Annotated in this window: 23 protein-coding genes; 19 read left to right on the top strand and 4 right to left on the bottom strand. The window is 65.3% G+C overall.

The window, feature by feature from the left end:
* Nucleotides 1-13 precede the first annotated feature (13 nt).
* Genes FHW97_RS06730 through FHW97_RS06720 form a run of 3 tightly spaced genes read right to left on the bottom strand, consistent with a single transcriptional unit; the run spans nt 14 to nt 5286 of the window.
* The gene (locus FHW97_RS06730; protein ID WP_022678488.1) at nt 14-1804 is read right to left on the bottom strand and encodes an acyl-CoA dehydrogenase C-terminal domain-containing protein; all 1791 of its coding nucleotides are present in this window, start codon (nt 1802-1804) and stop codon (nt 14-16) included.
* Between the two features lie 15 nt (nt 1805-1819).
* Nucleotides 1820-4153 (bottom strand): 3-hydroxyacyl-CoA dehydrogenase/enoyl-CoA hydratase family protein, encoded by a 2334-nt coding sequence (locus FHW97_RS06725; RefSeq protein ID WP_171798450.1) that lies wholly within the window; start codon nt 4151-4153, stop codon nt 1820-1822.
* Nucleotides 4153-5286: a thiolase family protein gene (locus tag FHW97_RS06720; protein ID WP_168351026.1), complete on the bottom strand. Its 1134-nt coding sequence runs from the start codon at nt 5284-5286 to the stop codon at nt 4153-4155. The genes FHW97_RS06725 and FHW97_RS06720 overlap by 1 nt, the downstream gene beginning before the upstream one ends.
* A gap of 265 nt (nt 5287-5551) precedes the next feature.
* Here FHW97_RS06720 and FHW97_RS06715 point away from each other — a divergent pair, with 265 nt between their 5' ends.
* From FHW97_RS06715 to FHW97_RS06700, 4 genes are all read left to right on the top strand, one after another.
* On the top strand, nt 5552-5977 hold the full coding sequence (locus FHW97_RS06715) for a DUF2147 domain-containing protein (protein WP_054131141.1): 426 nt from the start codon (nt 5552-5554) through the stop codon (nt 5975-5977).
* Nucleotides 5978-6062: 85 nt separating this feature from the next.
* Nucleotides 6063-7364 (top strand): OmpP1/FadL family transporter, encoded by a 1302-nt coding sequence (locus tag FHW97_RS06710; protein WP_054131142.1) that lies wholly within the window; start codon nt 6063-6065, stop codon nt 7362-7364.
* 153 nt (nt 7365-7517) lie between these two features.
* Complete coding sequence (locus tag FHW97_RS06705; RefSeq protein ID WP_171798612.1) at nt 7518-9140, top strand: long-chain fatty acid--CoA ligase; 1623 nt, start codon at nt 7518-7520, stop codon at nt 9138-9140.
* An 83-nt stretch (nt 9141-9223) separates the two neighbouring features.
* Nucleotides 9224-9688, top strand: a complete 465-nt coding sequence (locus FHW97_RS06700) for a MerR family DNA-binding transcriptional regulator (protein ID WP_022678494.1) — start codon at nt 9224-9226, stop codon at nt 9686-9688.
* On the opposite strand, the gene FHW97_RS06695 is transcribed toward FHW97_RS06700, so the two are convergent.
* The gene (locus FHW97_RS06695; RefSeq protein WP_028658446.1) at nt 9654-10592 is read right to left on the bottom strand and encodes a DMT family transporter; all 939 of its coding nucleotides are present in this window, start codon (nt 10590-10592) and stop codon (nt 9654-9656) included. The genes FHW97_RS06700 and FHW97_RS06695 overlap by 35 nt on opposite strands.
* A gap of 200 nt (nt 10593-10792) precedes the next feature.
* On the opposite strand from FHW97_RS06695, the gene FHW97_RS06690 reads away from it, so the two are divergent.
* The 15 genes from FHW97_RS06690 to FHW97_RS06620 all read left to right on the top strand — a co-directional run bounded on the left by FHW97_RS06690 (nt 10793) and on the right by FHW97_RS06620 (nt 26319).
* A complete protein-coding gene (locus FHW97_RS06690; RefSeq protein WP_022678496.1) occupies nt 10793-11104 on the top strand; it encodes an STAS domain-containing protein in 312 nt (103 codons plus the stop codon).
* Nucleotides 11101-11469, top strand: a complete 369-nt coding sequence (locus FHW97_RS06685; RefSeq protein WP_022678497.1) for a response regulator — start codon at nt 11101-11103, stop codon at nt 11467-11469. The genes FHW97_RS06690 and FHW97_RS06685 overlap by 4 nt, the downstream gene beginning before the upstream one ends.
* Entirely contained in the window at nt 11466-13505 is a 2040-nt protein-coding gene (locus FHW97_RS06680; protein ID WP_171798449.1) for a chemotaxis protein CheA, read from the top strand. The genes FHW97_RS06685 and FHW97_RS06680 overlap by 4 nt, the downstream gene beginning before the upstream one ends.
* Nucleotides 13506-13509: 4 nt before the next feature.
* Nucleotides 13510-14013 (top strand): chemotaxis protein CheW, encoded by a 504-nt coding sequence (locus FHW97_RS06675; RefSeq protein ID WP_022678498.1) that lies wholly within the window; start codon nt 13510-13512, stop codon nt 14011-14013.
* 107 nt (nt 14014-14120) lie between these two features.
* Nucleotides 14121-16058, top strand: a complete 1938-nt coding sequence (locus FHW97_RS06670) for a methyl-accepting chemotaxis protein (RefSeq protein WP_171798448.1) — start codon at nt 14121-14123, stop codon at nt 16056-16058.
* Nucleotides 16055-16603: a chemotaxis protein CheW gene (locus tag FHW97_RS06665; protein ID WP_171798447.1), complete on the top strand. Its 549-nt coding sequence runs from the start codon at nt 16055-16057 to the stop codon at nt 16601-16603. Before FHW97_RS06670 ends, FHW97_RS06665 begins: the two co-directional genes overlap by 4 nt.
* Nucleotides 16604-16654: 51 nt before the next feature.
* Nucleotides 16655-18493 (top strand): methyl-accepting chemotaxis protein, encoded by a 1839-nt coding sequence (locus tag FHW97_RS06660; protein ID WP_169047824.1) that lies wholly within the window; start codon nt 16655-16657, stop codon nt 18491-18493.
* Nucleotides 18490-18990 (top strand): chemotaxis protein CheW, encoded by a 501-nt coding sequence (locus FHW97_RS06655; protein ID WP_107716196.1) that lies wholly within the window; start codon nt 18490-18492, stop codon nt 18988-18990. Before FHW97_RS06660 ends, FHW97_RS06655 begins: the two co-directional genes overlap by 4 nt.
* A gap of 4 nt (nt 18991-18994) precedes the next feature.
* Nucleotides 18995-19864: a protein-glutamate O-methyltransferase CheR gene (locus tag FHW97_RS06650; protein WP_309804459.1), complete on the top strand. Its 870-nt coding sequence runs from the start codon at nt 18995-18997 to the stop codon at nt 19862-19864.
* 4 nt (nt 19865-19868) lie between these two features.
* Nucleotides 19869-20978 (top strand): chemotaxis response regulator protein-glutamate methylesterase, encoded by a 1110-nt coding sequence (locus FHW97_RS06645; RefSeq protein ID WP_054131145.1) that lies wholly within the window; start codon nt 19869-19871, stop codon nt 20976-20978.
* An 11-nt stretch (nt 20979-20989) separates the two neighbouring features.
* Nucleotides 20990-22783: a hypothetical protein gene (locus tag FHW97_RS06640; protein WP_171798446.1), complete on the top strand. Its 1794-nt coding sequence runs from the start codon at nt 20990-20992 to the stop codon at nt 22781-22783.
* 74 nt (nt 22784-22857) lie between these two features.
* A complete protein-coding gene (locus tag FHW97_RS06635) occupies nt 22858-23490 on the top strand; it encodes a TetR/AcrR family transcriptional regulator (RefSeq protein WP_022678505.1) in 633 nt (210 codons plus the stop codon).
* Between the two features lie 478 nt (nt 23491-23968).
* Complete coding sequence (locus FHW97_RS06630; protein ID WP_022678506.1) at nt 23969-24649, top strand: response regulator transcription factor; 681 nt, start codon at nt 23969-23971, stop codon at nt 24647-24649.
* Entirely contained in the window at nt 24639-25088 is a 450-nt protein-coding gene (locus FHW97_RS06625; protein ID WP_253941670.1) for a BLUF domain-containing protein, read from the top strand. Before FHW97_RS06630 ends, FHW97_RS06625 begins: the two co-directional genes overlap by 11 nt.
* 88 nt (nt 25089-25176) lie before the next feature.
* Nucleotides 25177-26319, top strand: a complete 1143-nt coding sequence (locus tag FHW97_RS06620; protein WP_370525325.1) for a diguanylate cyclase domain-containing protein — start codon at nt 25177-25179, stop codon at nt 26317-26319.
* Nucleotides 26320-26326: the final 7 nt, after the last annotated feature.

Below are 26326 nucleotides of genomic sequence, written 5' to 3'. Positions count from 1 at the left end.
CCTTACCCAAGCCTCAGAAAGCTTCCTCGGCAAAGTCCATGACCGAGCCCTTGCCGGCCTTGATCGCCAGGTACAGCGAGGCCGACTGCGGCAGCAGCTTTTCATAGAAGAAGCGCGCGGTGTCGATCTTGGCCTTGTAGAACGCCGCTTCGCCAGTGCCCGACATCAGCTCGCGCGAGGCAAGCTTGGTGGCCTTGGCAAAGCAATAGGCCATGGCGACCAGGCCCATCAGGCGCAGATAGTCGGTTGCCGCCGCGCCGCCTTCCTCAGGGTCTTTCATGCCACGTTCGGCGATGATTGCGGTTGCACCCTGCAGCGCTTCGAAGGCGCGCTTGAGGCCGGCAACCATCTTGCCGATCGCCGGATCTTCCAGGTTGGCGTCGATGAAATCGCTGACCGGATGGAAGAAGCTGCGCAGATAGCGGCCCATTTCGGCGGGCAGCTTGCGGCCCACCAGGTCAAGCGCCTGGATGCCGTTGGTGCCTTCATAGAGCATGGCGATGCGCGCATCGCGCATATACTGCTCCACCCCGCTTTCGCGAATGAAGCCATGACCGCCATAACACTGCACGGCAAGGCTCGCGCTTTCGAGGCCCAGGTCGGTGAACATCGCCTTGACCACCGGGGTCATCAGCGCAACGAAGTCCGACGCGCGCTGGCGCTGTTCCGGCTCTGCCCCATGCTTTTCGGCATCGAGCGCGCGGGCGACCCACGCGGAAACGCCACGGCAGCCTTCGTTCCACGCGCGCATGGTCAGCAGCATGCGCCGCACATCGGGATGCACGATGATCGGATCGGCCGGCTTGTCGGGATGCTTGGTGCCCGACAGCGAGCGGCCCTGGAGGCGATCCTTGGCGTACCACACGGCCGACTGATAGGCAGCCTCGCCAATGCCCAGGCCCTGGATGCCCACGCCCACGCGCTCGGCATTCATCATCGTGAACATGGCTTCGAGGCCGCGATGCGGTTCGCCCACCAGCCAGCCCTTGGCATCTTCGAACAGCATCTGGCACGTGGCCGAAGCCTTGAGACCCATCTTGTGCTCGATCGCGGTGCAGCGCGCACCGTTGCGCACCGACGGGTTTCCGTCAGCATCGGGCAGGTACTTGGGCACCAGGAACAGGCTGATGCCCTTCACGCCCTTGGGCGCATCGGGCAGGCGCGCCAGCACGAGGTGGACGATGTTGGTCGTCAGGTCATGCTCGCCGGCCGAGATGAAGATCTTGGCGCCCGACAGCTTGTAGCTGCCATCTTCGCCCGGTTCGGCGCGGGTGCGCAGCAGGCCCAGGTCGGTGCCGCAGTGCGGCTCGGTCAGGCACATCGTGCCCGACCATTCGCCGCTGACCATCTTGGGCAGGTATTCCTGCTTGAGCGTGTCGTTGGCATAGACGGTGAGAGCGGCGATGGCGCCGTTGGTGAGGCCGGGATAGAGGCTGAACGACACGTTGGTGGCGCAGATCATCTCTTCCACTAGCTTGCCCACGGCCTCGGGCGCGCCCTGCCCGCCCCATTCCGGCGGCAGGACAAGAGCGTTCCAACCGCCCTCGGTAAAGGCCTTGTAGGCCTCGATAAAACCCTTGGGCGTGCGGACCACGCCGTTTTCCAGGGTGCAGCCTTCCTCATCGCCGCTGCGGTTCAAAGGCAGCAGCACGTCCTGGCACAGCTTGGCGGCTTCAGACAGCACGGCCTCAGTCAGGTCAGGCGTGAAATCAGCAAGCGCGGGAATGTCACCAAAGCCGTCGTCGGTGTGCAATTCGTTGAGCACGAAGCGCATGTCGCGCAGGGGAGCGGTATAGATCTGCATGGCAAATCTCCTCAATCAGTTGCGAAGCGGCTTGCCGGTCTTGAGCATATGCTCAATCCGGGCCTGTGTCGCGGGGTTACGGACGAGGCTGGTGAATTCCCGGCGTTCGGCAGCCAGCAGTTCATCCTCGGTCACGGTATCGATCAGGTCAGCATCGCCGCCGGTCAAGATGCGCGCAAGGGCACCCGATACCACCTCGTCATGCGAGGTGGCCATGCCGCGGGCGCGGAAGCCCTGCACCGCCATGTCGAGCGCGGCCTTGCCACCGGCACCCGGCAGGCGGAACACCGGCGGTTCGGGCGGCTGATAGCCTTCAGCCAGGGCCAGAACGCGGGCCTTGGCATCGGCCAGAAGACGATCACGGTTCATCGTTACCTGGTCGGTCGGGCGCAGGAAGCCGAGTTCGATCGCCTGGGCGGCCGACTTGGACACCGTGGCGGTCGACACCGTTTCGAACACCTTGGCCACGGCCGGCATCGGCCCCTTGGGCAGCGCCGGATTGTGCCGCCAGCGATCGAGCAGTTCGCCATTGCCGCCCCAGCCCGGCACGAGGCCGACACCGCATTCGACCAAGCCGATATAGCTTTCGGCGTGCGCCTGGATGGCGTCGCAATGCAGCAGGACTTCGCAGCCGCCGCCCAGCGCCATCCCCGATGGCGCGCCGACCACCGGGAACGGCGCATACTTGAGCGCCTTCATCGCCTGCTGCCCACCGGCAACGAGCTTTTCGATCTCGCCCCAAGCGGCGATGTTCATGGCGAACAGCGCCAGGCCCAGGTTGGCACCCGCCGAGAAGTGGCTGCCTTCGTTGTAGATCACCAGGCCCTTGAACTTTTCCGCCACCAACGGAATGGCCTGGCCGATCAGCTTCATCACCTCGGCATCGAGCGCGTTCATCTTGCCGGTGAATTCCAGCGCGGCAACGCCATCGCCAACGTCCCAGAGCGCGGCAGAGGCGGTCTTGAGCAGGGGCTTGGCGGCCAGCTTGATGTCTTCGAGCAGCACCACACCCGCGGCACGCGCCACATCGTGGTATTCCCCATCAAGGCCCAGCGCCTGGCGCTTGCCCGCTTCGACCCTATAGAACGGGCGACCAGCAGCGAGTTCGACGATGGCCGGAACCGGCTTGCCTTCGGCCTTGAGGCGTTCGGCAAAGGCGGCCGTGCCGAGCTTGTCGATCAGTTCGAACGGGCCTGACTTCCAGTTGTAGCCCAGCTTCATCGCCACATCGATGGCAACGATATCGTCAGACGCGCTGGGGACGAGCGACGCGGCATAGGACAGCGTCGGCGCCAGCACGGCCCAGGCATAGGCACCCAGCTTGCCGGGCAGGCCAACCAGCGCCTTGAGATCCTTGAACACGGCGCCGGGCAGCGATGGCGGCTTGGCGGCAGCGCGGTATTCGCCGGTGGCCAGATCGATCGCTTCCTTGCGCTTGCCCGCCTCGCGGTTGAGGCGATAGAAACCGCCCTTGCCCTTGCGCCCGGTATAGCCATCGGCGATCATCTTCATGATCAGCGGATGATCGATCGCGATGGCGCGATAGGCATCGTCCTGCGGCAGCGTTGCGGTAAGGCTCGCCTTCAAGTGCGGCATCAGATCGATGCCGACCAGGTCAACCAGGCCGAACACGCCGGTCTTGGGCACGCCCATCGGCTTGCCCACCACGGCATCGGCTTCTTCCACGCTCAGCCCCAGATCGATCGCGGCATTGATCGCCTGCTGGATCCAGAATGTGCCGACACGGTTGGCCAGGAAGCCCGGGGTATCCTTGGCGCGCACCACGGTCTTGCCCAGCGCACGATCGGCAAAATCGCTCACGCGCGCCACCAGGGCAGCATCGCTGGCCGAGCCCGCCACCACTTCAAGCAGGCGCATGTAGCGCGGCGGGTTGAAGAAGTGGGTGATCAGGAAATCGCGGGCGAAGTCTGCGCCGCGCCCGGCGATCAGCTGTTCGAGCGGAATCGTCGACGTGTTGGACGAAACCGCCGTGCCGGGGCGGCGCACGCCTTCCAGCTTTTCATAGAGCGCATGCTTGAGATCGAGCCGTTCAACGATCGCTTCGATCACCCAGTCGCACTCGGCAACGCGGGGTAGATCGTCTTCGATATTGCCAACCTCGACCAGCTTGGCGGCGCGCTTGCTCATGAACGCCGCCGGCTCTGCCTTGGCCAGGCGATCGAGCGCGCCCTGGGCCACCGCATTGCGGTTGGCCGGATCGCGCACGATGTCGAGCAGCAGCACCGGCACGCCGGCGTTGGCCACCTGCGCGGCGATGCCGGCGCCCATGGTGCCCGCGCCGATGACGCAGACCTTCCTGATTGGGTCGTTGGGGCTTGCCTCTGACATCAGATCGCCTCCAGAACCGTGGCGATGCCCTGGCCGCCGCCGATGCACTGCGTGGCGAGCGCATACTTGCCGCCCGTGCGCTGCAACAGGCTGGCTGCCTTGCCGACGATGCGCGCGCCGGTGGCGCCTAGCGGGTGGCCCAGCGCGATCGCGCCGCCATCCAGGTTGATCTTCGCCTGATCGAGGCCAAGATCGGCGATGCAGGCCAGCGCCTGGCTGGCAAAGGCTTCGTTCAGCTCGATCACATCGAGATCGGACACGGAAATGCCGGCCCGCTCCAGCGCCTTGCGGCTAGATTCGACCGGGCCGATGCCCATGATTTCGGGCGCACAGCCGGAAATCGCCATGGCCTTGATCCGGGCCAGAATGGGCAGGCCATGGGCGCGGGCATAATCCTCGCTCGCCACGATCACGGCGCTGGCGCCGTCGGTGAGCGGCGAGGACGTGCCGGCCGTGACCGTACCGCTGGCGCTGAACGCGGGCTTGAGGCCGGCGAGGGTTTCGGCGGTGGTACCGGGGCGCGGGCAGCCATCGGTATCGACCAGGCCGGCCTTGGTTTCGATGCCGACGATCTCGTCCTTGAGCTTGCCAGCGGCGATGGCGGCAGCGGCCTTGTCCTGGCTGGCGACGGCGAAGGCTTCCTGTGCCTGGCGCGACAGGCCATACTGGCTGGCGAGGTTTTCGGCGGTGTCACCCATGCCGATATAGGCCTGGCTGGCCTTGGCAAGGGCCGGATTGGGCAGCGGGTTGAAGCCCATCATCGGCACCCGGCTCATCGATTCGACCCCGGCGGCGATGAACACGTCGCCAGCGCCGGCGGCGATCTGGCCCACGGCATAGTGGATCGCGCTCATCGACGAACCGCAGAAGCGGTTGACCGTCATGCCGCCGACCGAACGCGGCAGGCCGGCAATCATGCCGATCAGGCGCGCAACGTTAAAGCCCTGTTCGCCTTCGGGAAAAGCGCAGCCGACGATCAGATCCTCGATCGCGGCGGCGTCAATGCCGGTGCGCTGGACCAGCGCCTTGACCACGGCCGCGGCAAGATCGTCGGGCCGGGTACGGGCAAGCGCGCCCTTGCCGGCAAGGTGGAACGGTGACCGGGCATATCCGGCAATGACCGCATTCGGCATGATTTCTGGCATCCTCGTCAGGTGGGGCAGCTGCCGCCTGTGCCTCCGATACCACGGAATCACCCTTGGCGCTGCTTTCGTCCGTAATGGTGCTCAACTTTCCCTATACGTCAACCAAAATTTGGGGCATAGAGTGAGTCGCACACCGGCAAAGGAAAGAAAGGCCGGGTGATAACCGGATACCGAAACGCACGAAGCGCGCTTTGGGTTCTTGGGTCGAGGATGAAGAACGATGAGAGGTAAGCCGTTATTTGCCATCACCGTAATGTCCCTGATGGGGGCAGCGGCGGCCACCTATGCTCCGGCCTCCTACGCTGCCGGACAATCCGCATCCGAACAGGCCATCGGCCGCTGGGCCACGCCCACCAAGCACGGCATCGTTGAAATTGCCCCGTGCGGAGCGTCGATCTGCGGGCGTCTGGTCGAATCCGACAGCATCCGCGCCAATCCGGCCTTTGCCGATGGCAAAAACAAGAATCCGGCCCTGCGCAGTCGTCCGCTCAAGGGCCTGACCATTCTGCAAGGTTTTACGCGCAGCACCGACGGTTGGGAGGGTGGCTCGATCTACAATCCCGAAGACGGCGGCACCTACAAGGCGACGATCACGATCGCCGATGCTGACACGCTCAAGCTCAAGGGCTGCATCGTGTGGCCCTTGTGCAAGACCCAGACGTGGAAGCGCCTGCGCTGATGCAGCCGGAGCCGGCCAGACCAAACACCACCGGCACCGTTGAAACCACAGACACCACAAAAATTCGCATGGGAGTGAGAGAGAGATGAACCTGAACCACCGCCGCACGCTGGCCTGCGCCGTGCTTCTGGCCGGCACCGCCGGACTTGCCAGCCCTGCCCTGGCAGGCGGCTTTTATCTTCAGGACCAGTCCGCCAAGGCCACCGGCCGCGCCTATTCGGGCGAAGTGGCCGACACGGGCGCGGAAAGCCTGTGGTGGAACCCCGCCAGCATTGGCGGCATGACCGGCGGCGAAGCCATGCTGAGCGCCACCGGCATCCTGCCCTCTGGCGACGTGGTCAACAACGGCACCTTGATCAAGCGCCCTGGCCAGCCTGCCACGGCCGTGGGCGGCGATAGCGTGGCCCACAACCCGATCCACAAGGGCGTCGTGCCCTCGGGCGCGATCGCGCATTCGCTGGGCAACCGTGTCGCCGTGGGCTTGGCGGTGACTGCGCCGTACAACTTCACCACCGAATATTCTAACAGCAGCTGGGCACGCTATACCGCGCTGACCACGCGCCTGCGCACGATCGACATCCAGCCCTCGCTGGCCGTGCAACTGACCCCGGTGATTTCCATCGGCGGCGCAGTGAACGTTGAGCATGCCGATGCCACGCTGGGCAATGCCCTGCCCAACCTGCTGGCCGTGCTGCCCGATGGCAGCCAGACGCTTAGCGGCAAGGGCTGGGATGTGGGCTGGTCGGCCGGTACGCAGTTCCGCGGCAAGACCGTGACCGTGGGCCTGAGCTACAAGTCGGCCATCAAGCACAAGCTCAAGGGTGACGTGACGATTGCCGGCCTGCTCGGCCCGCTGGCGGCGAACAACGCCAACATCTCCACCGAGGCAGACTTTACCACGCCTTGGCAGCTGACGTTCGGTGGCCGCTGGACGGTCACGCCGGGCTTTACGCTCAACGCCCAGGCAACCCGCTTTGGCTGGTCCAAGTTTAACGCCATCCAGCTGGGCAGCCCGCTCAACACGGCGATCCCCGAAGACTATCGCAACACCTGGGCGGTTGCCGTCGGCTTTGACGCTGACCTTAGCCCCAAGTGGACCGTTCGCGGCGGCGTGCAGCGTGACGTTTCGCCGGTTCGCCCGAACGAACGCGATGCCCGCGTGCCCGATAGCAACCGCTGGAACTTTGCCTTGGGCGCCACCCATGCGTTCAGCCGCGCGTTCAAGATCGACGTTGCCGCCAACTACCTCACCCTCGCCGATGCGCCGGTCAACCGCCTGACCGCCGCCTATGCCGGCACGCCGGCGCAGACGCCGATCCTGGTCAACGGCATGCTGCAAAAGGCCCATGTCGTGGTGCTGTCGCTGGGCGGACGGGTCGCTTTCTGATCGCCCGAAGGCGCCGGGGCCATCTTGGCCTCGGCGCCATTTCCCTCCCTCTTGCCGGAACCTGACATGGTCGCTGCCCCCCCGATCGAGGCCACCCCCATCGCCCCTTCACGCGTACCCGACAGCCTGCCGCCAGACTGGTCACCGCCGGCCATGCTGCTGGGTGACTTCATGGACAACGCCGTGCGCGATCATGGCGACCGCCCGGCGGTGGACTTCATGGGCCGCACCTGGACTTATCGGGCGCTGGGGCGGATGGTCGAACGGGCGGCGCGCGGCTTTCAGGACCTGGGCCTGGGCAAGGGCGATCGGGTGGCACTGTGCCTGCCCAACACGCCCTATTACATCGTGCTCTACTTTGCCGCGCTCAAGATCGGCGCGGTGGTGGTCAATCTCAACCCGCTCTACACCCAAAGCGAGATGCGCCATCTGTTGACCGACAGCGGCGCCCGCGTTGTTGCCGTGCCAGACCTGCGCGAAATCCACGGCAAGGTGCGCGCCATTGCCGACGAATGTCAGTTGGCCACCATCCTGGTCTGCCCGATGGCCGGCATCCTGCCCCGGGTAAAGGCGTGGGGATGGCGCCTGTTCAAGCGGCGCGACCATGCCCGCTATGCCCATGATGCGCTGCACATGCGCTTTTGCGACCTGATCGCTCGCGGCGATCCGCCCCGGCCGGTGGCACTGGTGCCCGATGACCTGGCCGTGCTGCAATACACCGGCGGCACCACCGGCACGCCCAAGGGCGCGATGCTGACCCATCGCAATCTCACGGCCAATGCCCTGCAGCAACAGGCGCATATCCATGGCGATCTGCCTGCCCCGCAGCGCACGCTGGCCGTGCTGCCGTTCTTCCACGTCTTTGCGCTGACCGCCGTGCTCGATTTCTCGATCCTGGTGGGGTCGGAACTGGTGCTGATGCCGCGCTTCGAAATGGACGCGATGCTGGCCACCATCAAGCGCAAGCCGCCCACGCTGTTTTTCGGCGTGCCGACGCTGTTCATCGCGATGAACGCGCTCGACGATGCCAAGATTCCCAACCTGTCGGCACTGCGCGCCTGCATTTCCGGCGGTGCGCCGCTGCCGCTGGAAGTGCGCCAGACGTTCGAACAGCGCACCGGCGGGCGTATCTGCGAAGGCTATGGCCTGACCGAGGCCTCGCCCATCGTCACCTGCAACCCGGTTGATGGCGATATCCGCGCCAACAGCTGCGGTCAGGCCTTCCCGGGCACCCAGATCGAAATCCGCGACCCCGAAAACCCCGAGACGATCCTGCCGCTGGGCGCCAATGGCGAGGTCTGCGTGCGCGGGCCGCAGGTGATGGCCGGCTATTGGCAGCGCCCCGACGACACCGCCAAGGTCTTTGTCGATGGCGCGCTGCGCACGGGCGACGTGGGCCACCTCGACGAAGATGGCTATCTCTACCTGGTGGACCGCCTCAAGGACGTGATCCTGAGCGGCGGATACAACGTCTATCCGCGCGTCATCGAGGAAGCGGCCTATCTCCATCCGGCAATCGAGGAAGCCATCGCGATCGGCATTCCCGATCGCTATCGCGGGCAAAGCGCCAAGCTGTTCATCAAGCTGCACGACGGCCAGGACGTCTCGCCGCAGGAGATCCTCGCGTTCCTGACCGAGCACCTCAACAAGATCGAGGTGCCGCGCGCTGTCGAAATTCGCCAAAGCCTGCCCAAGACCATGGTGGGCAAGCTTTCGAAAAAGGAACTGGTCGCCGAAGAGCGTGCCAAGGCCGAGGCCGCCACGCCCGCGGTTTAAGTGCAAGGTGCGATTGGGGGCAGTTGCAATCCACATTTTGCGGCGCAATAGGTAGCGCCATTCTGGGGGGAAAATTGGCCACCATGATCGATACTTTGCCCGATCCGCCCGAACCCACGGCGGAACCAGCGCCCGCCGCGCCCGAGGATGGCCTGCAAGGCATCCAGGATGTGGCGCGCCGCTTGGGCGTGACGCACCGCACCCTGCGCTTTTACGAGGACAAGGGCCTGATCGAGCCAGCGCGGGTGGGCAACACGCGCATCTATTCGCACCGCGAAGTGGCACGCATGCAGTTGATCCTGCGCGGCAAGCGGCTGGGTTTCAGCATCCGCGAGATCAAGGAATTCCTCGATCTCTACGATGTCGATCCCACCCGGCTGGAGCAATTGCAGCATCTGGTGGCGCACATCCGCAGCCGGCTGCGCAAGCTGGAAAGCCAGCACAGCGCCTTGCTCAAGACCATGACCGAGCTTCAGGCCATGGAGGCCGAGGCGATCGACAAGATCGGCGAGCTTACGAGTTCACCGCGGGACGAAAACGCCGCTTGAACAGGCGCGCGGGCAGCGCATCGGCCGTGCTGACGATGATGATGCCCGCCAGGATCATCAAGGCGCCGCCGATGAACGCGGCGTCCAGCTTGTCACCCAGCACGATCACGCCGGCGGCCACGCCAAACATCGGCGTCATGAAGCTCAACACCCCCAGCCGCGCCGCGCTGTAGCGCCGCAGCAGGGCATACCAGGTGAGATAGCTGAGGAACGCCACGACCACGACCTGGAACGCCATGCTGGCCAGGAGCGGGGCGGTCAGGCTCACGGCCGTTTCACCCAGCACCGGCGCGGCCAGCGTGCACAGCACGAAAGCGCCCATCAGCTGATAGAACAGCGTGACCGAGGCCGGTGCATTGGCCAGCGAAGAATTGCGCAGCACCAGCGTGGTGCAGGCCCAACCGCAGGCGCCGCCCAGCGCCAGGGCATCGCCCAGCCGACCGTCGGGATAGCCCGCCCCTTCCTTGCCGCCGCTGAACGCCAGCACCACGCCTGCAAACGACAGCGCGATGCCCACCCACTGGCCAGCGCGCAGGCGCTCGTCAGGGCGCAGCAGACCCAGCGCCAGGGCAGCGCCAATTGGCGCGGTATAGAGATAGATGGTGACGTGGGAGGCGCTGGTGAAGCGCAGCGCTTCGCCCGCCAGCAGGAATTCGGTGCCAAACAGCAGCCCGATGGCCAGGCCCGGTGCCAGGGTCTGGCGGTTGATCACCCGCCCTTCCCCGCGCCACAGCACAATGGCCAGCGTGGCAAGGCCCGCCAGGCCCGACCGCAGCCCCATCTGCAACAGCGGGCTCATCGCGCCCGCCACCAGCTTGATGGCAACCTGCTGCGAACCCCAGATCGCGCAGAGCACGATCATGATGGCAACGGCAGCGGCATCGACAGGCTTGCGATCGTTCACAAACAAAAGGTCCGGGCTGAAATGGTGCGGGGAGAAATTCCCGCGCGCCTTAGTCGATAATCGTGCCGGGAGCCAGCCATTGGAACCCAGCCATTAGAACGTTGCGCGTTTCGCCCGCTCTAGGGGAAATGCCGCAGGGGCGCCTTACGCCGATTTCAGCGACCACCCCGTAATCCATGGTGCGTTCTGCGGAGTGTGCCATGAGTTTTACCCTCAGCCTTGGCCCGGTGGCCAACATGCAAACCATCACCACGGCCTGGTCGAACATGACCGAGTCCCTGGAAGCGCATGCCGCGATGGTGCTCGATCTGTCGGATCTGGTCGATGTCGATCTTTCCCTGGTGCAGCTGGTGGAAACGGCGCGCCAGCATGCCCTGCGGGACAGCCGCGCGCTGCGTCTGTCGGCGCCGGCCAATCCGGCCGTGACGGCACTGCTGCGCCGCGCCGGGTTCCTGACCGATCCCAGCACCGAAACCCTCGATTTCTGGTTTCACGGAGAACTCCCGCAATGACGGCCTCGATCCTCACCGTAGACGATTCCAGCAGTCTGCGCCTTGCCACACGGATCGCGCTGACTGGCGCAGGCTATAGCGTGACCGAGGCCTGCGACGGGCTGGAAGGCCTGGGCAAGGCGCAGGGTCAGAAGTTCGACATGATCATCACGGATCTCAACATGCCCAACATGGATGGGCTGAGCATGATCCGCGAAATCCGCAAGCTGCCCGTGCAGATGGGCACCCCGATCATCTTCCTCACCACCGAGTCAGATGATGCCATCAAGCAGGAAGCCCGCGCCGCCGGCGCCACGGGCTGGCTGGTCAAGCCGTTCCAGCCCGATCAGCTGCTGCGCATTACCAAGAAGGTGCTGGGCCGGTGAGCGAAACAGATCCCATTGCCGCGTTCCGCGTGGAAGCTGGTGACCTGCTCGACCAGATCGAACAGGCACTGCTCGACCTGTCGAACCAGTTGGACGATCGCGGGCTGATCGATGCGGTGTTCCGCGGGCTGCACACGCTCAAAGGGTCGGGCGCGATGTTCGGCTTTGATGCGCTGGCCATGTTCACCCACCATTGCGAAACCGCATTCGATCGCGTGCGCAAGGGCTTGTTTCCCGCCACGGCAGAACTGGTCCACGTGATCCTGTCGGCCATGGACCACATGCGCGCGCTGGTCGATGGCGATGGCGCGGGGCTCGAGGCGACAGGCGATGCGATCCTGGCGCGGCTGCACGCCGCCCTGCCGGAAAGCGGCGCAATGCCTACCACGGCAGCGGGCGAAACAGCCGCGCCAACACCAGCGGCAGCCACATCGACGACTGGTGGATGGCATCTGCGTTTTCGCCTGCCCGCCTCGGCCATGGCCAACGGCACCAATCCGCTGAGCCTGCTCGACGAACTGCGAGCATTGGGCGAATGCCGGGTGGTGGCGCTGTGCGATGCCTTGCCCGCCCTGCCCGATCTGGTGCCCACCGAATGCCTGATCGGCTGGGACGTGACACTGCTGGGCGAGATCAGCCGCGACGCGATCGAGGACGTGTTCATCTTCGTGATGGACGACATGGATATGGAGCTGACGCCGCTGGCCGCAACGCCGGCGGAGACGGACGCGGCCACGACCGCAGCCGCTCCGGGCGCCGTTGCTGCCGCTGCCACGGGAACGCCAGCCAGCGTCGCTGTCCAGGTGCCGGCCCAGGCCGATGCCGCCGCCCGCCAGGCGCCGCGCGCCGGGGAAAGTGTGCGCGTCCCGGCCGAACGGCTCGACGTGCTGATGGACCGCGTGGGCGAGCTGGTGATCGTGCAAAGCCGCCTGTCGCAATTGGCGAACAGCGGGCTGATCGGTGCGTCGGGCGAAGTGGCGCTGCGCTCCATCTCGGAAGAGATCGAGCGCCTGGTCAGCGAAATGCGCGACACCATGATGGTCTTGCGCATGGTGCCAGTGGCCAACCTGTTCGGCCGCTTCCGCCGCCTGATCCACGATCTGGCGCGCGACACCGGCAAGGCGATCGAACTGCTGACCGACGGCGAATCCACCGAGGTGGACAAGACCGTGACCGAGCAATTGGCCGATCCGATCGTCCACCTCATCCGCAATGCCTGCGATCATGGCCTGGAAACACCCGAGGAGCGCCTGGCCGCCGGAAAGCCGGCCACTGGCCGCGTCATGCTGACCGCCGCCCATGCCGGCGGTGAGGTGCTGATCACCATCACCGACGATGGCCGGGGCATCAACCGCGAGCGGGTGCGCGCCAAGGCGGAGGCCAATGGCCTGATCCAGCCGGGCCAGAGCGTGACCGATCACGAATTGTTGCAGATGATCTTCCACCCCGGCTTTTCCACGGCCGCCCAGGTCACCAACCTGTCTGGGCGCGGTGTGGGGATGGACGTGGTCAAGCGCACGATCGAAGGGCTGCGCGGCACAATCGATATCGCCAGCCAGGAAGGCCAGGGCTCCACCTTTACCCTGCGCATCCCGCTGACGCTGGCGATCATCGAGGGGCTGCTCGTGCGCGTGGCCAGTGGCTGCTATGTCATTCCATTGGCGGCGGTCGAGGAATGCATCGAGCTTTCTGCCGACGAAGACCTGCGCACGCGCGGCCGCAGCATGATCCGCCTGCGCGATGCGCTGGTGCCGTTCCTGCGTTTGCACGATCTGTTCGAAACCGGCGCCCAGCCCGATCAGCACCAGAAGATCGTGGTCATTTCCGCCGCCGGCGAGCGCGTGGGCCTGGTGGTCGACCAGATCATCGGCAGCCATCAAACGGTGATCAAGTCGATGTCGGGCGTGCACCGCGCGGTCAACAGCTTTTCCGGCGCCACGATCCTGGGAGACGGCAGCGTCGCCCTCATTCTCGACATCATGCAACTCGTGGCCACCGGCCAGCAACGGGAGGCACGGCTGCGCGCCGTGGGCTGACACCATGACCGACACCCAAAAGACCCGCTGGGACGAACACGGCAACCTGGAAGTGCTGACGTTCGACGTTGGCAGCGAATGCCTGGCGATCGAGGCGACCGACATTCGCGAAATCGTTGACCTTTTGCCCGAAACGCGCGTGCCCGGCGCCGCGCCGCTGGTCGCCAGCATCGTCAACTATCGTGGCAAGATCATTCCGATTGCCGATCTGCGCGTGGCCTTTGGCATGGCGATCACCCCGCCCACGCCCGATAGCCGCATCGTGGTGATCGAAACCCAGATCGATGGCGAGATGACGCACATCGGCCTGCGCACCGACAAGGTTCATGAGGTGGCGATGCTGTCGCGCAGCGACAGTTCCGATCCGCCGCAGGTTGGCCTGCGCTGGCGCCGCGAATTCGTGCGCGAGTTCGTGCGCCAGGCCGATGGGGTGATCGTGCTGCCGGCCCTTTCGGCCATTTTCGAAGCGGCACCACGCCAGCTCGGCGGGGGTAGCCTGGCGGCTTGATGGCCCCTGGCGATGTCTTTGCCAACGATCGCAACCCGATGACCAAGCCTGGTGCGGCCCCCCTTTCTGGCCGCCAGCGACGCGCCAGAAACAAGGATTTTCCCACCATGCGTGCCACGATCAAGTTGAAACTGGGAGCTACCTTCGTCGCCCTCATCATCCTGATGATGGCCATCGCCGGCCTGTCCATCAATGCGCTGGGTTCGCTCAACACCAGCATCGCCGACCTCATTTCCGGCCCGGCAGCCCGCCTGTCACTGGCCCAGCAAACCGCCATGACGATGAGCCAGCTGGTCCGTTTCGAAAAGAACATGGCGTTGACCAGCGACATGGATCTGACGCGCGAGTGGAACACGCAGTCGGACAACACGGTGCGCAAGGTCAGCGAAATGCTCGATCAGGGCCGCCAAACCGCCACCGACCAAACGCGGCCGATGTGGAACCGCGCCGATGAACAATGGGCTACGCTAAAGGACGCGAATGCCCGCATGCGTGCGCTGGCCATGCGCAACCAGAACGATGCCGCCGGTCAGATCTCGATCACCGATGGCCGCCGTGCGGCAGTGGAGCTGGAAAAGACGCTCAACCAGATCGTCGATGACCAGGGCAAGGAGATGAAGGCCGCCGGCACGGAAACCGCCAATCTCTACGGTTCGGTGCGCAGCACGCTGATCGTCACCACGCTGCTCGCACTGATCGTGGCGGTGGCCGGTGCCATGTGGATCGGCCGGATGGTGGCGCGCGGCCTGCGCCAGATCAACACCGCAGTGGGCACCGTAGCCGAGGGCGATCTCGACAACATGATCGACATGAAGGGCGATGACGAGATCGCCGATGTCGTCCGCTCGCTCAACACCATGATCGGCAATCTGCGCAAGACCGCCCTGTTTGCCGACAATATCGCCCTGGGTGACCTGTCCAACGACGTGGAACTGCTGTCTGACCGCGATCGGCTGGGCAAGGCACTGATGGCGATGATTGCCAACATGCGGGCGGCCGCCACAGTGGCCAACAGCCTGGCCGATGGTGATCTGACGGTAAACCACGCTGCGCTGTCTGACCGCGACCAGTTGGGCCTGGCCCTGGTGGCAATGATTGACCGCCTGCGCAACGTGGTCAGCGAAGCGACCGGCGCTTCGGAAAACGTCTCGTCCGGCAGCCAGGAACTCGCCGCCAGTTCGGAACAGCTCTCGCAGGGCGCGACCGAACAGGCCGCGGCGGCGGAACAGGCTTCGGCCTCGATGGAGCAGATGGCCGCCAACATCAAGCAGAACGCCGACAACGCGGCCCAGACCGAAAAGATCGCCCGGCAATCGGCCAAGGATGCCGAGAATTCGGGCGTGGTGGTCAACCGTGCGGTGGATGCGATGCGCACGATCGCCGAAAAGATCGGCATCGTCCAGGAAATCGCCCGGCAGACCGATCTGCTCGCACTCAATGCCGCGGTGGAAGCGGCCCGCGCCGGCGAGCATGGCAAGGGCTTTGCCGTGGTAGCAAGCGAAGTGCGCAAGCTGGCAGAACGCAGCCAGAGCGCGGCCTCGGAAATCGTTGCCGTATCGTCCGACACGGTAAAGGCAGCGGCCGAGGCCGGCGACATGCTGAGCAAGCTGGTGCCCGACATCCGCCGTACCGCCGAACTGATCAGCGAGATCAGCGCAGCCTGCCGCGAACAGGATATCGGCGCCACCCAGATCAACGAAGCAATCCAGCAGCTTGACCAGGTGACCCAGCAGAATGCCGGTGCCTCGGAAGAGATTTCGGCCACGTCGGAAGAACTCGCCGCCCAGGCCGAAGAGTTGCAGGCGAGCATCTCGTACTTCCGCGTCGATCCCAATGCACGCACCGCATCGCGCAGCGCCGCGCCCGCAGGCCGGGCCAAGGCGGTCGCCACAAAACCTGGCAAGGCTGCAGCCAAGCCTGCCCGCAAGGCGGCGCGCCCCGGCTCGATCGGCGATCAGCAGGCGCGGCTCAAGGGCTTTGCCATCGATCTCTCGGCTGGAACGGCCGATGCCGACGATGCCGATTTCGGCCAGGCCGCTGCATGACCGCCCCCCGTTCCTTGGCCGAAGCACCCGCCCGCGATGATCTTCAGGTCGTGACGTTCGGCCTGGGGCGGGAAGTCTTCGCCGTGCCGGTGGTGCTGGTACGCGAAATCCTGGATTATCAGGTGCCCAGCCATGTGCCGGGCGGCCCGGCGCATTTCCTGGGTCTTACCGACGTGCGCGGCCAGGGCGTGCCCACAATAGACTTTCGCCGCCGCCTGGGGCTGCCATCAGTAGAACCGACGCTGGCCACGCGCATCATCATTCTGGATGTGCCGCTGCCCGATCGCACCCTGGCGCTGGGCGTGGTGATCGATCGTGTGCTGGCAGTGGTGACGGTGCCGGTCGATCGTATCGAAGCGGCGCCCGACATTGGCACCGCGTGGAACGCGGGCTTCGTCCAGGGCGTGGTGCGCGAGGCGGATGGGTTCATCGTGATCCTTGACCTGCCGCGCATCTTTGCTGGCGACGATGCCGTGCACGCCGCAGGCACCGCTACCGTTGAAAACGCTGCAGGCGGGAGGCTGGCCATGTCCACCGCTGCCTGATCCGCCCCACTCGCCCATCAATTCTGCCCCACCGCACGAAGGGGAATCCCCATGCGTCCCACCATCAAATTGAAGCTGGCGGCCACGTTTGCCGTCCTCATCATCGTCATGGCCGGCGTGATCGGGCTTTCGATCAGCCGCCTCAGCACCCTCAATTCCGCTATTTCCGATGTGATCGCCGGCCCGGTCGTGCGCCTCAACACCGCGCAGGAACTGGTGATCGAGGTCAACCGCCTGTTGCGCCGTGAAAAGAACATGGCGCTGACCAGCGATCTTGATCTGACCGCCAAGTTCAACACCGAATCCGATGCCAACGTGACCAAGATCGAGGACATCCTCGTCAGGGGCAGCCAGCAGGCAAGCGAAGAAGGCAAGCCCTATTGGGCCAAGCTCGCGCAGCAGTGGCAAGTGCTCAAGGAAGCCAACCGCCGCATGCGCGCCGCCGCGATGGAAAACCGCAACGAAGAGGCTGGCCGGATCTCGATCACGGATTCCCGTTCGGCCGCGACCACCATGGAAGGCACGCTGGAACAGCTGGTGGAAATCCAGCAAACGCAGATGAAAAAGGCCGATAACGATACTAACGAGCTTTACGCAACAGCGCGCTCCCTACTGCTGGTTTCTGGCGCTGTAGCATTGATCATCGCCTTGCTGGGCGCCTACTGGATCGGCCGCGTGGTGTCGCGCGGGCTGGCCAAGATCACCGGCGTGGTCGATGCCGTGGCAGTGGGCGATCTTGACGTCAGCATCACGGCCGACAGCGACGACGAGATTGCCGACCTGATCGCACTGGTCAACCAGATGACTGCCAATCTGCGCAAGACCGCCGACCTTGCCGACACGATCGCCAATGGCGATCTGACGGTGAACCATGTCGCGCTGTCCGAGCGCGACAAGTTGGGCCTGGCACTGATCGCCATGGTCGACCGCCTGCGCGATGTGGTGTCCGATGCCAGCGCCGCGTCGGAAAACGTCTCTGCCGGCAGCCAGCAGCTTGCCGCCAGCTCGGAGCAGGTGTCGCAAGGGGCGACCGAACAGGCCGCCGCCGCCGAACAGGCCTCTGCCTCGATGGAAGAGATGGCTGCCAACATCAAGCAGAACGCCGACAACGCCGCCCAGACCGAAAAGATCGCGCGCCAATCGTCCAAGGACGCCGAACAATCGGGCGTGGTCGTCAACCGCGCGGTCGATGCCATGCGCACGATCGCGGAAAAGATCGGCATCGTCCAGGAAATCGCCCGGCAAACCGACCTCTTGGCGTTGAATGCCGCGGTCGAGGCCGCACGGGCCGGCGAGCATGGCAAGGGCTTTGCCGTGGTGGCCAGCGAAGTGCGCAAGCTGGCTGAACGCAGCCAGACGGCGGCTTCGGAAATCGGTGCCGTCTCGTCCGACACGGTCAAGGCCGCGACGGAGGCGGGTGAAATGCTCACGCGCCTGGTGCCCGATATCCGCCGCACCGCCGAGCTGATCAGCGAGATCAGCGCCGCCTGCCGCGAACAGGATATCGGCGCCGCGCAGATCAACGAGGCGATCCAGCAGCTTGACCAGGTGACCCAGCAGAACGCCGGAGCCTCGGAAGAGATTTCCGCTACCTCGGAAGAGCTCGCCGCCCAGGCCGAAGAGCTGCAAGCCAGCATCTCGTACTTCCGCGTCGATGCCCATGCCCGCGCCGGGGGCCAGGGCACTGCCCCTGCCGCCCGACCCAAGCCGGTCGCGGCCAAGCCGGCCAAGGCTGCCAAATCGGCGACAAAGCCGGGCAAGCCCGCCCGCAAGGCCGCACGTCCTGGCTCGATCGGCGATCAGCAGGCTCGCCTCAAGGGTTTTGCCATCGACATGTCAGCCGGCGCAGCGGACGACGATGACGCCGATTTCGGTCAGGCCGCCGCATGACCGCCCCCCGCCCCTTGGCCGATGCGCCCACCCGCGATGATCTTCAGGTCGTGACGTTCGGCCTGGGGCGGGAAGTGTTCGCCGTGCCGGTCGTGCTCGTGCGCGAAATCCTGGACTACCAGGTGCCCAGCCACGTGCCCGGCGGACCGGCGCATTTCCTGGGCCTGACCGACGTGCGCGGCCAGGGCGTGCCCACGGTAGACTTTCGCCGCCGCCTGGGCCTGCCGGCGGTCGAGCCGACACTGGCCACGCGCATCATCATTCTCGACGTGCCGCTGCCAGATCGCACCCTGCCGCTGGGCGTGGTGATCGACCGTGTCCTGGCGGTGAGCACCCTGTCTGGCGCGCGTATCGAGCCGGCGCCCGATATCGGCACGGCCTGGCGCGGTGAATTTGTCGATGGCGTGGTGCGCGAGGCCGAAGGGTTCGTGGTGATCCTGGATGTAGCGCGCATCTTTGGCAGCGAAGACACCGTGCTGCTGCCGGCGGAGGTTTGAACCTGTGGCCACACCTGCCCCTGCCCAAATCCCGCAAAACGCCGCGATCGTGGGCGACGGCATCACGCCGCGCACGTTCAAGCATTTGTCCGCCTTCATCTATGATCAGTGCGGCATCCGCATGCCGGCCGCCAAGCAGACCATGGTGGAAGGCCGGCTACGCCGCCGCGCCCGTGCGCTCCACTTCGAAAAGCTGGAAGAATATTGCCGCTTCGTCTTGGGTGAAGGCGCCGGCAGCGACGAGGTGGTGCATCTGATCAATGCCGTCACCACCAACAAGACCGATTTCTTTCGCGAACCGCGCCATTTCGAACGCCTGGCGCAGAACATCCTGCCCGGTTTTGCGGCCAAGCGCCGCCAACTGGTGCGCGCCTGGAGTGCGGCCTGCTCCACCGGGGCCGAACCCTACACCCTGGCCATGGTCATGGACGATTTTGCGCAAGCCAACGGCGGGCCCGATTACGCGATCCTCGCCACTGATCTTGATACCAACGTGCTCGCCACCGCCCAGAAGGGCATCTACCCGCGCGAGATGATGGAGCCGGTGCCGGCCCTGCTGCGCCAACGCTATGTCGGGATGGGCCAGGGGGCCAGAGCGAACGAGGCACGCATCCACCCTGGGTTGCGCGCCAAGGTCGGCTTTGCCCAGCTTAACCTGATGGAGCCGGCCTATGCCATCGGGCATCAGGTTGACCTGATCTTTTGCCGCAACGTGCTGATCTATTTCGACAAGCCGACCCAGAAAAAGGTGGTGTCGCGCTTGGTCGAATGCCTGGCGCCGGGCGGATACCTGTTCGTGGGCCATTCGGAATCGATCGCCGGCTTCGATCTGCCGCTCGATTCTGTCGGCAATACCATATTCCAGAGGAGATAGACCGATGCCGGCCCCCAAGATCCGCGTCCTGGTCATCGATGACAGCGCCAGCGTGCGCCAGACCATGAAAGCCATCCTGGAAGAAGATCCCGAACTGGAAGTGGTGGCGACGGCAGCCGATCCCTTTGCCGCCGCCCGCCACATCCAGGAACAGGTGCCCGACGTGATCACGCTCGACGTGGAAATGCCGCGCATGGATGGCATCACGTTCCTGCGCAAGCTGATGCAGCAATGCCCCGTGCCGGTGGTGATGTGCTCGTCGCTGACCGAGGAAGGCTCGGATACGCTGCTCGAAGCCATGCATGCGGGCGCAGTCGACGTGATCCTGAAACCGCGCGTGGGCGTGGCCGATCACCTTTCCGAAAGCCGGCTGATGATCCGCGACACGGTCAAGGCAGCCGCGCGGGCCAAGGTGCGTGGCGGCCGCCGCTCTGCCGCAGCCAGCGCGCCGCCCTCGCTCCATCCCCAGCCCAAGCTGACCGCCGATGCCGTGTTGCCGCCTCCCCCGGCACGCGCCGCGGGCAGCAAGGCGATGAGCCGCACCACCGAAATGGTGGTGTGCATAGGCGCTTCCACCGGCGGCACCGAAGCCTTGCGCGAAGTGCTGGAAGCGCTGCCCGCCAATTCGCCCGGCATCGTCATCGTCCAGCACATGCCCGAACATTTCACCCGCGCCTTTGCCCGCCGGCTCGATGGCCTGTGCGAGGTATCGGTGAAGGAGGCCGAAGACGGCGACACCGTGATGCGCGGCCATGTGCTGATCGCGCCGGGCGGCAAGCATACGCTGCTCGAACGCCAGGGCGCGCGCTACCTTGTCTCGGTGCGCGACGGGCCACTGGTCAGCCGGCATCGTCCCTCGGTCGATGTGCTGTTCCGCTCCGCCGCGCGCTGCGCGGGATCGAACGCAGTGGGGATCATCATGACCGGCATGGGTGACGATGGCGCGCGGGGGCTGCTGGAAATGAAGGAGGCCGGCGCGCGCACTGTCGCCCAGGACGAAGCCACGTCCATCGTGTTCGGCATGCCCAAGGAAGCGATCGCGCGCGGCGCCGCCGATCGCATCGTGCCGCTTGGCGCGATCGCCCAGGAACTGTTGCAGGCTACGGCCCGCTAAGGAACGCCGCGATGCAACCCGAACCCCTGATGCCGCCGCTGGCGGAAACCCAGCCACCGCCGGCCGATGCTGCACTCACCGCGCCATTGCGCCTGCGCCTGGCGGATATCCTGCATGGTCTCGACGATCATTTCACCCGCATCGGCACCACGCTGGAGCGGACGGTAGAGGCTATTTCGGCCGTGGTTGGCACCCTCGGCCAGATCAGCGCCGCCTTGGGCGATGGGGATGGTTCGGGCGCGGTGGGAAACCTCACCCGCGCGGCCAAGCGGCTTTACAGCGTGGCCGATCAGGCCGCCCGTCGGGCCGACCAGGTGGGCCACATCCGCGCCGTATCGGCCCGCCTCACGGCACAAATCCATGATCTGCAACGCACGCTCGATGCGCTCAAGATCTATGGCATGAACGTCAAGATTGCCGCGGGTGGCGCGCGCGACTTTGTCGATTTCGCCGATCTCATGGCGCAGAAACTGGACATGGGCAAAGCCGACGCCGCCGGCTTCGATGGGCGCCTGGCCGAGCTGGAAGCCGGCCTTGCCAGCATGCTGCGATCGGATTCGCGGCTGGTCAACGAATGCGCGCGCGTGGTGCCACAGGTGCCAGACCGCCTGATCCGCGATGCCGGCGCGCTCGCCAGTCACCAGGATGGCCTGGCCGCGATGGCGCGCACAACCGGAGAGATCGCCGCGACGATCCAGGCCAAGGTCGCGACCGTGCTGGGCGCCATTCAGATCGGCGATATTGCCCGCCAGCGGCTGGAACATGTGCTGGCCGGATGCGAGATGCTCGACGCGCACCTGGGCGGCCGCCCGCCCGGCTCCCCCGCCGAAGATGCGGCCTGCCACCATGTGCTGGCCCTGCTGCACGCCCAGCTTGAAGAAACCGCCATCGATTTCCGCCGCGAGACGCTGGTGCTTGTGGGATCGCTGCACGATCTTGAGCCTGAGGCCAACCGCCTGCTGGCGTTGCAGACCCCCGCCGCGCCGGCCGATCACGATCCCGCGCAGCAGCATGCCGGCGAAGCGGCGTTCCTGCGCGAGCTGGAAAGCGGGATTGCCGAAGCCACCGCCATGATCGCGCAACTGCAAGAGGCAGATGCCCAGGCCGAACAGACGCTGGGCCTGATCATCGCCACCGTGGCTGACCTCATAGCCCGTGCCGCCGCAATCCGTCACTTGCGCGTCGACGTGCAACTGATGGCGATCAATATCGGCCTGTCCTGCCGGCGGGTTGAAGCGATCGGACGGCCGATGACGGTCATCGCCAACGAAATCCGCAGCCACGCCGAAACGCTGGACGGTGCGGTTACGCATATCAACGCTGCCGCCAGCGATCTCGACGGATGCTCGGCCGCGATGCGCGGCACAGACCGTTCCGGCGAGGTCGGCACTGGCGACGAACTGGCGCTTTCGTTGGCGATGATCCGCCAAGGCGCGCAGCGCACGGAACAGGCCGTCGCCGTGGCCAGCCAGCAGAGCGACACCATCGCCACCATGCTGCGCAAGACGCGGGACGAACTGGAAGTGAGCCTCGACCTCGCCAAGACGATCGAGGCGATCGCGGTGCGCACCGCCGACCTTGCCGGCAGTGGCAACAGCGATGATCCCGCCGCCCATTCTGCGATCGCCGCGCTGATGAACGCGCTGGGACAGATCTATACCATGGCAAGCGAACGCGTGGTGCACGATCGCTTTCTCCTGCATGGGATGGCTCCACTCGCCAACAGCCAGCCCACGTCCGGCTTTGGCCCCGGTGACGCCCAAGACGACGATGACGACGCCTTGTTCGACGACGCGCTGTTCTGATCTGCTGCGGCGAATGCGACGCAGGCAGCACCCGTGCTGGACCTGCGCGCCTGCCTGCCTATAGTCTGCGGCATATGAACCAAGTCGCGATCCCGCCAATGCTTGCCACACCCGGTGGTCCGTCCCGTGGCAGACCGCGTCAGTTCGATCCCGATGCAGCCTTGCTCGCCGCTCTGCACGTGTTCTGGACACGCGGCTATGATGGCGCTTCGTTATCTGACCTGACGGAGGCGATGGGGATTACCCGGCCCAGCCTCTATGCCTGCTTTGGTAACAAGGAATCCTTGTTTCGCAAGGCCTTGGACCTTTACGAGCGGGACAAGCTGGCGTTCATGACCCAAGCGCTTTTGGCGCCGACCGCGCGCGGCGTGGCGGCGGCCATGCTACGCGATGCCCTGGCAATGTTGACCACCAGCGAGGGTGGGCGGGCGTGCTTTGGCGTGATGCACGCAGTCGCTTCCTCCACCTATGACGAATCGATGCGGCAAGAAGTGATTACCCGCCGCGCTGCCTATGAGCAGGCGCTGCTTGCACGGTTCGAGCGGGCCGAGGCGGAGGGCGATTTTCCCGGATACACCGCGCAGGCGCTATGCGCCTATTGCCTGTGCCTGTTGAGCGGAATGAGCGTCCAAGCCGGTTCAGGTGCTGATTTTGCGCGCCTTCATACGATCGTCGAAACCGCCTTGGCACTCTGGCCGGGGCGTTGAGCAACGCCCGCCGTTTGCGATACCGAGCGGTATATAAACTTGTTGACGCGGCATCTGCGGGTTTCTATACCAATTGGTATTGAAAGTCGCGGGGCCAGCCGGCTTCTCCCCCCATTGGCCGGCATCCCCCCATCCCCATGGTCCCTCGCGGGCTTTCTTTATTCGACGCGTCCCCCGCGCGTCGGCAAAGGGCGGCCGGGCAATAGGCTTTTTCGTAAAGCAGCCCGGCCGGGCCTGGCCCCGGTTTCGTCGATGCGCGTGCGTGCCCGCTATTGCGCGTTGACGAAACCGGTTCCCTGCAAGCTAATTTGCACAGCAACACCGATTGCAGCTGTCGTTTTCTCCTAACTCATGTCAGTTTGTTGCAATTACTCGGCGTAGATCACCGTACCCCGTATCGCTACGGTATTGGTTGCCGAGCCTGCAATCTAAGGCTGATTTCGGTTATAACTGAACAGGTTCGGTCTGCCGAACCGGGATGGGCGAGATCAACGTGGCGCAACGCACCGTTCACATCGTGGATAGCGATGCCCTGCATCGTCGGGATCTGGCACAATTGATACGTCAGCAAGGGCTGGACTGTCATCCTTTTGCCGCGTCTGCCGATCTGGCAGACGCGCTGGGCTATCTTCCCGCCGGCTGCGTCCTGCTGGCCTGGCGCACGCCTGAGCCCCCTGCCCAAGCCACGCCCATCGCCGGCGAAGAGGAAGGCCCTGGCCCGATGGTGCGCGCGGTCCTTTCGCAACGGCCAGAGATGGCCGTGATCGTCATGGCCGTTTCCCCTACGATCCCGCAGGTGGTCCAGGCCCTGCGCGCCGGCGCCGTGGATTTCCTGGAAATGCCGGTTCAGGCCGATGCCTTGCGCCCGGTCCTCGAACACGGCTTTTCGATCCTGCCCGCTCGCGTCGCCCAGCAGCAGCGCGTGGGCCAGGCTACGGCCTTGACCACACAACTGACCCCGCGCGAGCAGGAAGTGCTGCGGGGCGTGGTTGCCGGGCTGACCAACCGCGCCATTGCCGAACGGCTGCGGATCGGGGTACGCACAGTGGAAATGCACCGGGGCAACATCATGCAAAAGCTGCAAATGGACAATCTGGCTGCCCTGATCCGTTTCGCCGTGTTCACCGGCGTTCTGGATCAAGGGCTTGATGCAGCCTGAGGGTGGGGCCACCGTGCAGCATTGGCTCTATGCCAGCAATTGCGCCGTTGCGCCCGCCTGGGCCGGTCCGACCGTAGAGGCGCTGGTTGCCCACGCGGCGCTGCGCAATGCCGAATGCGGCCTCAGCGGCGCCCTGCTGTTTACCGGGCAGCATTTCATCCAGGCACTGGAAGGCCCCGCCACCGCACTGGCGCAGATGCGAAGCACAATCTGTGACGATGTGCGCCACACCCACATCATGACGCTGGCCGAAGGCACGCTGCCCCATCGCCGATTCGATGGCTGGGCACTCGCCTATGCCGGGGCATCTGTCTATCTGGCCGGCCAGGTTCGCACGGCCATGGCCCATGGTGCACCCGCGCTGCTGAGCCTGTTGCAGGCGTTTGCCAGGCCCCAGCCCGGGACGACCCCCGGCTGCGGCCAGCATCGTGCGACGTGATCAACATTTGTTAACCCCGCAATCGCAATCTGCACGTAATCATTGAGCCCGCCTGCGCCGCAGGCGGTGCCATGTGGAGAGAGCGCCGGTGCCCCGAACGACGTTTCCGGCCGGTGCCGGCGCGGATGCCGCTGCCGGCGGGCCAGCACTGGCCGACCGCATCTATGCCGAACTCGTGCGCGGGCTCTATGCCACGCCATTGCAAGCGATCTACATGGCGGTGATCTTTGCCGCCTATCTCGCCCTGATGATCCACGACACCGGTGATCGCGTGATCATGGTACTGGGTGGCTTGGCAGCTTGTGCCTGGACCACGCGGATCATCCTGGCGGTGCGCTTGCGTCACCGCGCCCTGACCGCCCTGCTCGACCGGCCCGCCGCGCGCCGGCTGGAACTGCTGTTCGCCGTGCCCTATGGCAGCTTTGCAGGGTTGCTCGGCCTGATCGGGGCGCGGGTGATCCACCTGGATCGTGGCGATGCGCGCGCCCTGACGATCTGCGTGCTTGTCGGGTTTTGTGCAGGCGTGGCGACCGGCGTTGGCGCCCGGCCGCGTCTTGCCTCGCTGTTCATGGCCCTGGCGATGACACCAACCCTGCTGCTCGCGCTGGCCGAGGGCCGCCCTTTGACGATCGGGCTGGCGTTTATCGCCACGGCCTTCGTGATCGGCGGCCGACAGTCGCTGCGCATGCGCCATGACATGGTCAAGGCAGAGATCGGCCATCGGCTGGTCTCGCTCTCGCTGGCCCGGCGCGACAACCTGACCGCCCTGCCCAATCGCCTCGCCCTGCGCGAGCATTTCGAGGCCAATGCTGCCGTCATGTCTCCGCACGGCCTCGTCGCCGTACATTATCTCGATCTCGATGGCTTCAAGCCAGTCAACGATGCCTATGGCCACGGCACTGGCGATCGCCTGCTGGAACAAGTGGCCAATCGGCTGCGCGGCGCGATCCGCAATGGCGATATCGTTGCGCGCCTGGGCGGCGATGAATTTGCCGTCGTGCAATTTGGCCTGTCACGCAGCGAAGAGGCCGGTCTTCTGGCGCAGCGCCTGCGCACCACGATCGCTGAACCGTTCGAGGTGGATGACCATGTCATCCTGATCTCCACCTGCGTGGGCAGCGTGGTGAGCGACAATCGCGCCGATCAGCTCGATGCGCTGCTGCAGGAGGCGGACGCGCGGCTGTACCAGGCCAAGCGCGAGCGCGGCGCCCATCGCCGCCGCGTCGCCTGAGGCTGCG

It is taken from the genome of Novosphingobium sp. SG754, from assembly GCF_013149315.1.
Taxonomy (GTDB): Bacteria; Pseudomonadota; Alphaproteobacteria; order Sphingomonadales; family Sphingomonadaceae; genus Novosphingobium; species Novosphingobium capsulatum.
The sequence above is the reverse complement of the archived record's forward strand: the minus strand, read 5'-3'. Positions and strand labels throughout refer to the sequence as shown.

Coding starts and splice junctions, on each gene's coding strand:
- FHW97_RS06730 (WP_022678488.1), bottom strand. CDS start 1,804: ATGCAGATCTATACCGCTCCCCTGCGCGACATGCGCTTCGTGCTCAAC.
- FHW97_RS06725 (WP_171798450.1), bottom strand. CDS start 4,153: ATGTCAGAGGCAAGCCCCAACGACCCAATCAGGAAGGTCTGCGTCATC.
- FHW97_RS06720 (WP_168351026.1), bottom strand. CDS start 5,286: ATGCCGAATGCGGTCATTGCCGGATATGCCCGGTCACCGTTCCACCTT.
- FHW97_RS06715 (WP_054131141.1), top strand. CDS start 5,552: ATGTCCCTGATGGGGGCAGCGGCGGCCACCTATGCTCCGGCCTCCTAC.
- FHW97_RS06710 (WP_054131142.1), top strand. CDS start 6,063: ATGAACCTGAACCACCGCCGCACGCTGGCCTGCGCCGTGCTTCTGGCC.
- FHW97_RS06705 (WP_171798612.1), top strand. CDS start 7,518: ATGCTGCTGGGTGACTTCATGGACAACGCCGTGCGCGATCATGGCGAC.
- FHW97_RS06700 (WP_022678494.1), top strand. CDS start 9,224: ATGATCGATACTTTGCCCGATCCGCCCGAACCCACGGCGGAACCAGCG.
- FHW97_RS06690 (WP_022678496.1), top strand. CDS start 10,793: ATGAGTTTTACCCTCAGCCTTGGCCCGGTGGCCAACATGCAAACCATC.
- FHW97_RS06685 (WP_022678497.1), top strand. CDS start 11,101: ATGACGGCCTCGATCCTCACCGTAGACGATTCCAGCAGTCTGCGCCTT.
- FHW97_RS06675 (WP_022678498.1), top strand. CDS start 13,510: ATGACCGACACCCAAAAGACCCGCTGGGACGAACACGGCAACCTGGAA.
- FHW97_RS06670 (WP_171798448.1), top strand. CDS start 14,121: ATGCGTGCCACGATCAAGTTGAAACTGGGAGCTACCTTCGTCGCCCTC.
- FHW97_RS06665 (WP_171798447.1), top strand. CDS start 16,055: ATGACCGCCCCCCGTTCCTTGGCCGAAGCACCCGCCCGCGATGATCTT.
- FHW97_RS06660 (WP_169047824.1), top strand. CDS start 16,655: ATGCGTCCCACCATCAAATTGAAGCTGGCGGCCACGTTTGCCGTCCTC.
- FHW97_RS06655 (WP_107716196.1), top strand. CDS start 18,490: ATGACCGCCCCCCGCCCCTTGGCCGATGCGCCCACCCGCGATGATCTT.
- FHW97_RS06645 (WP_054131145.1), top strand. CDS start 19,869: ATGCCGGCCCCCAAGATCCGCGTCCTGGTCATCGATGACAGCGCCAGC.
- FHW97_RS06640 (WP_171798446.1), top strand. CDS start 20,990: ATGCAACCCGAACCCCTGATGCCGCCGCTGGCGGAAACCCAGCCACCG.
- FHW97_RS06635 (WP_022678505.1), top strand. CDS start 22,858: ATGAACCAAGTCGCGATCCCGCCAATGCTTGCCACACCCGGTGGTCCG.
- FHW97_RS06630 (WP_022678506.1), top strand. CDS start 23,969: ATGGGCGAGATCAACGTGGCGCAACGCACCGTTCACATCGTGGATAGC.
- FHW97_RS06625 (WP_253941670.1), top strand. CDS start 24,639: ATGCAGCCTGAGGGTGGGGCCACCGTGCAGCATTGGCTCTATGCCAGC.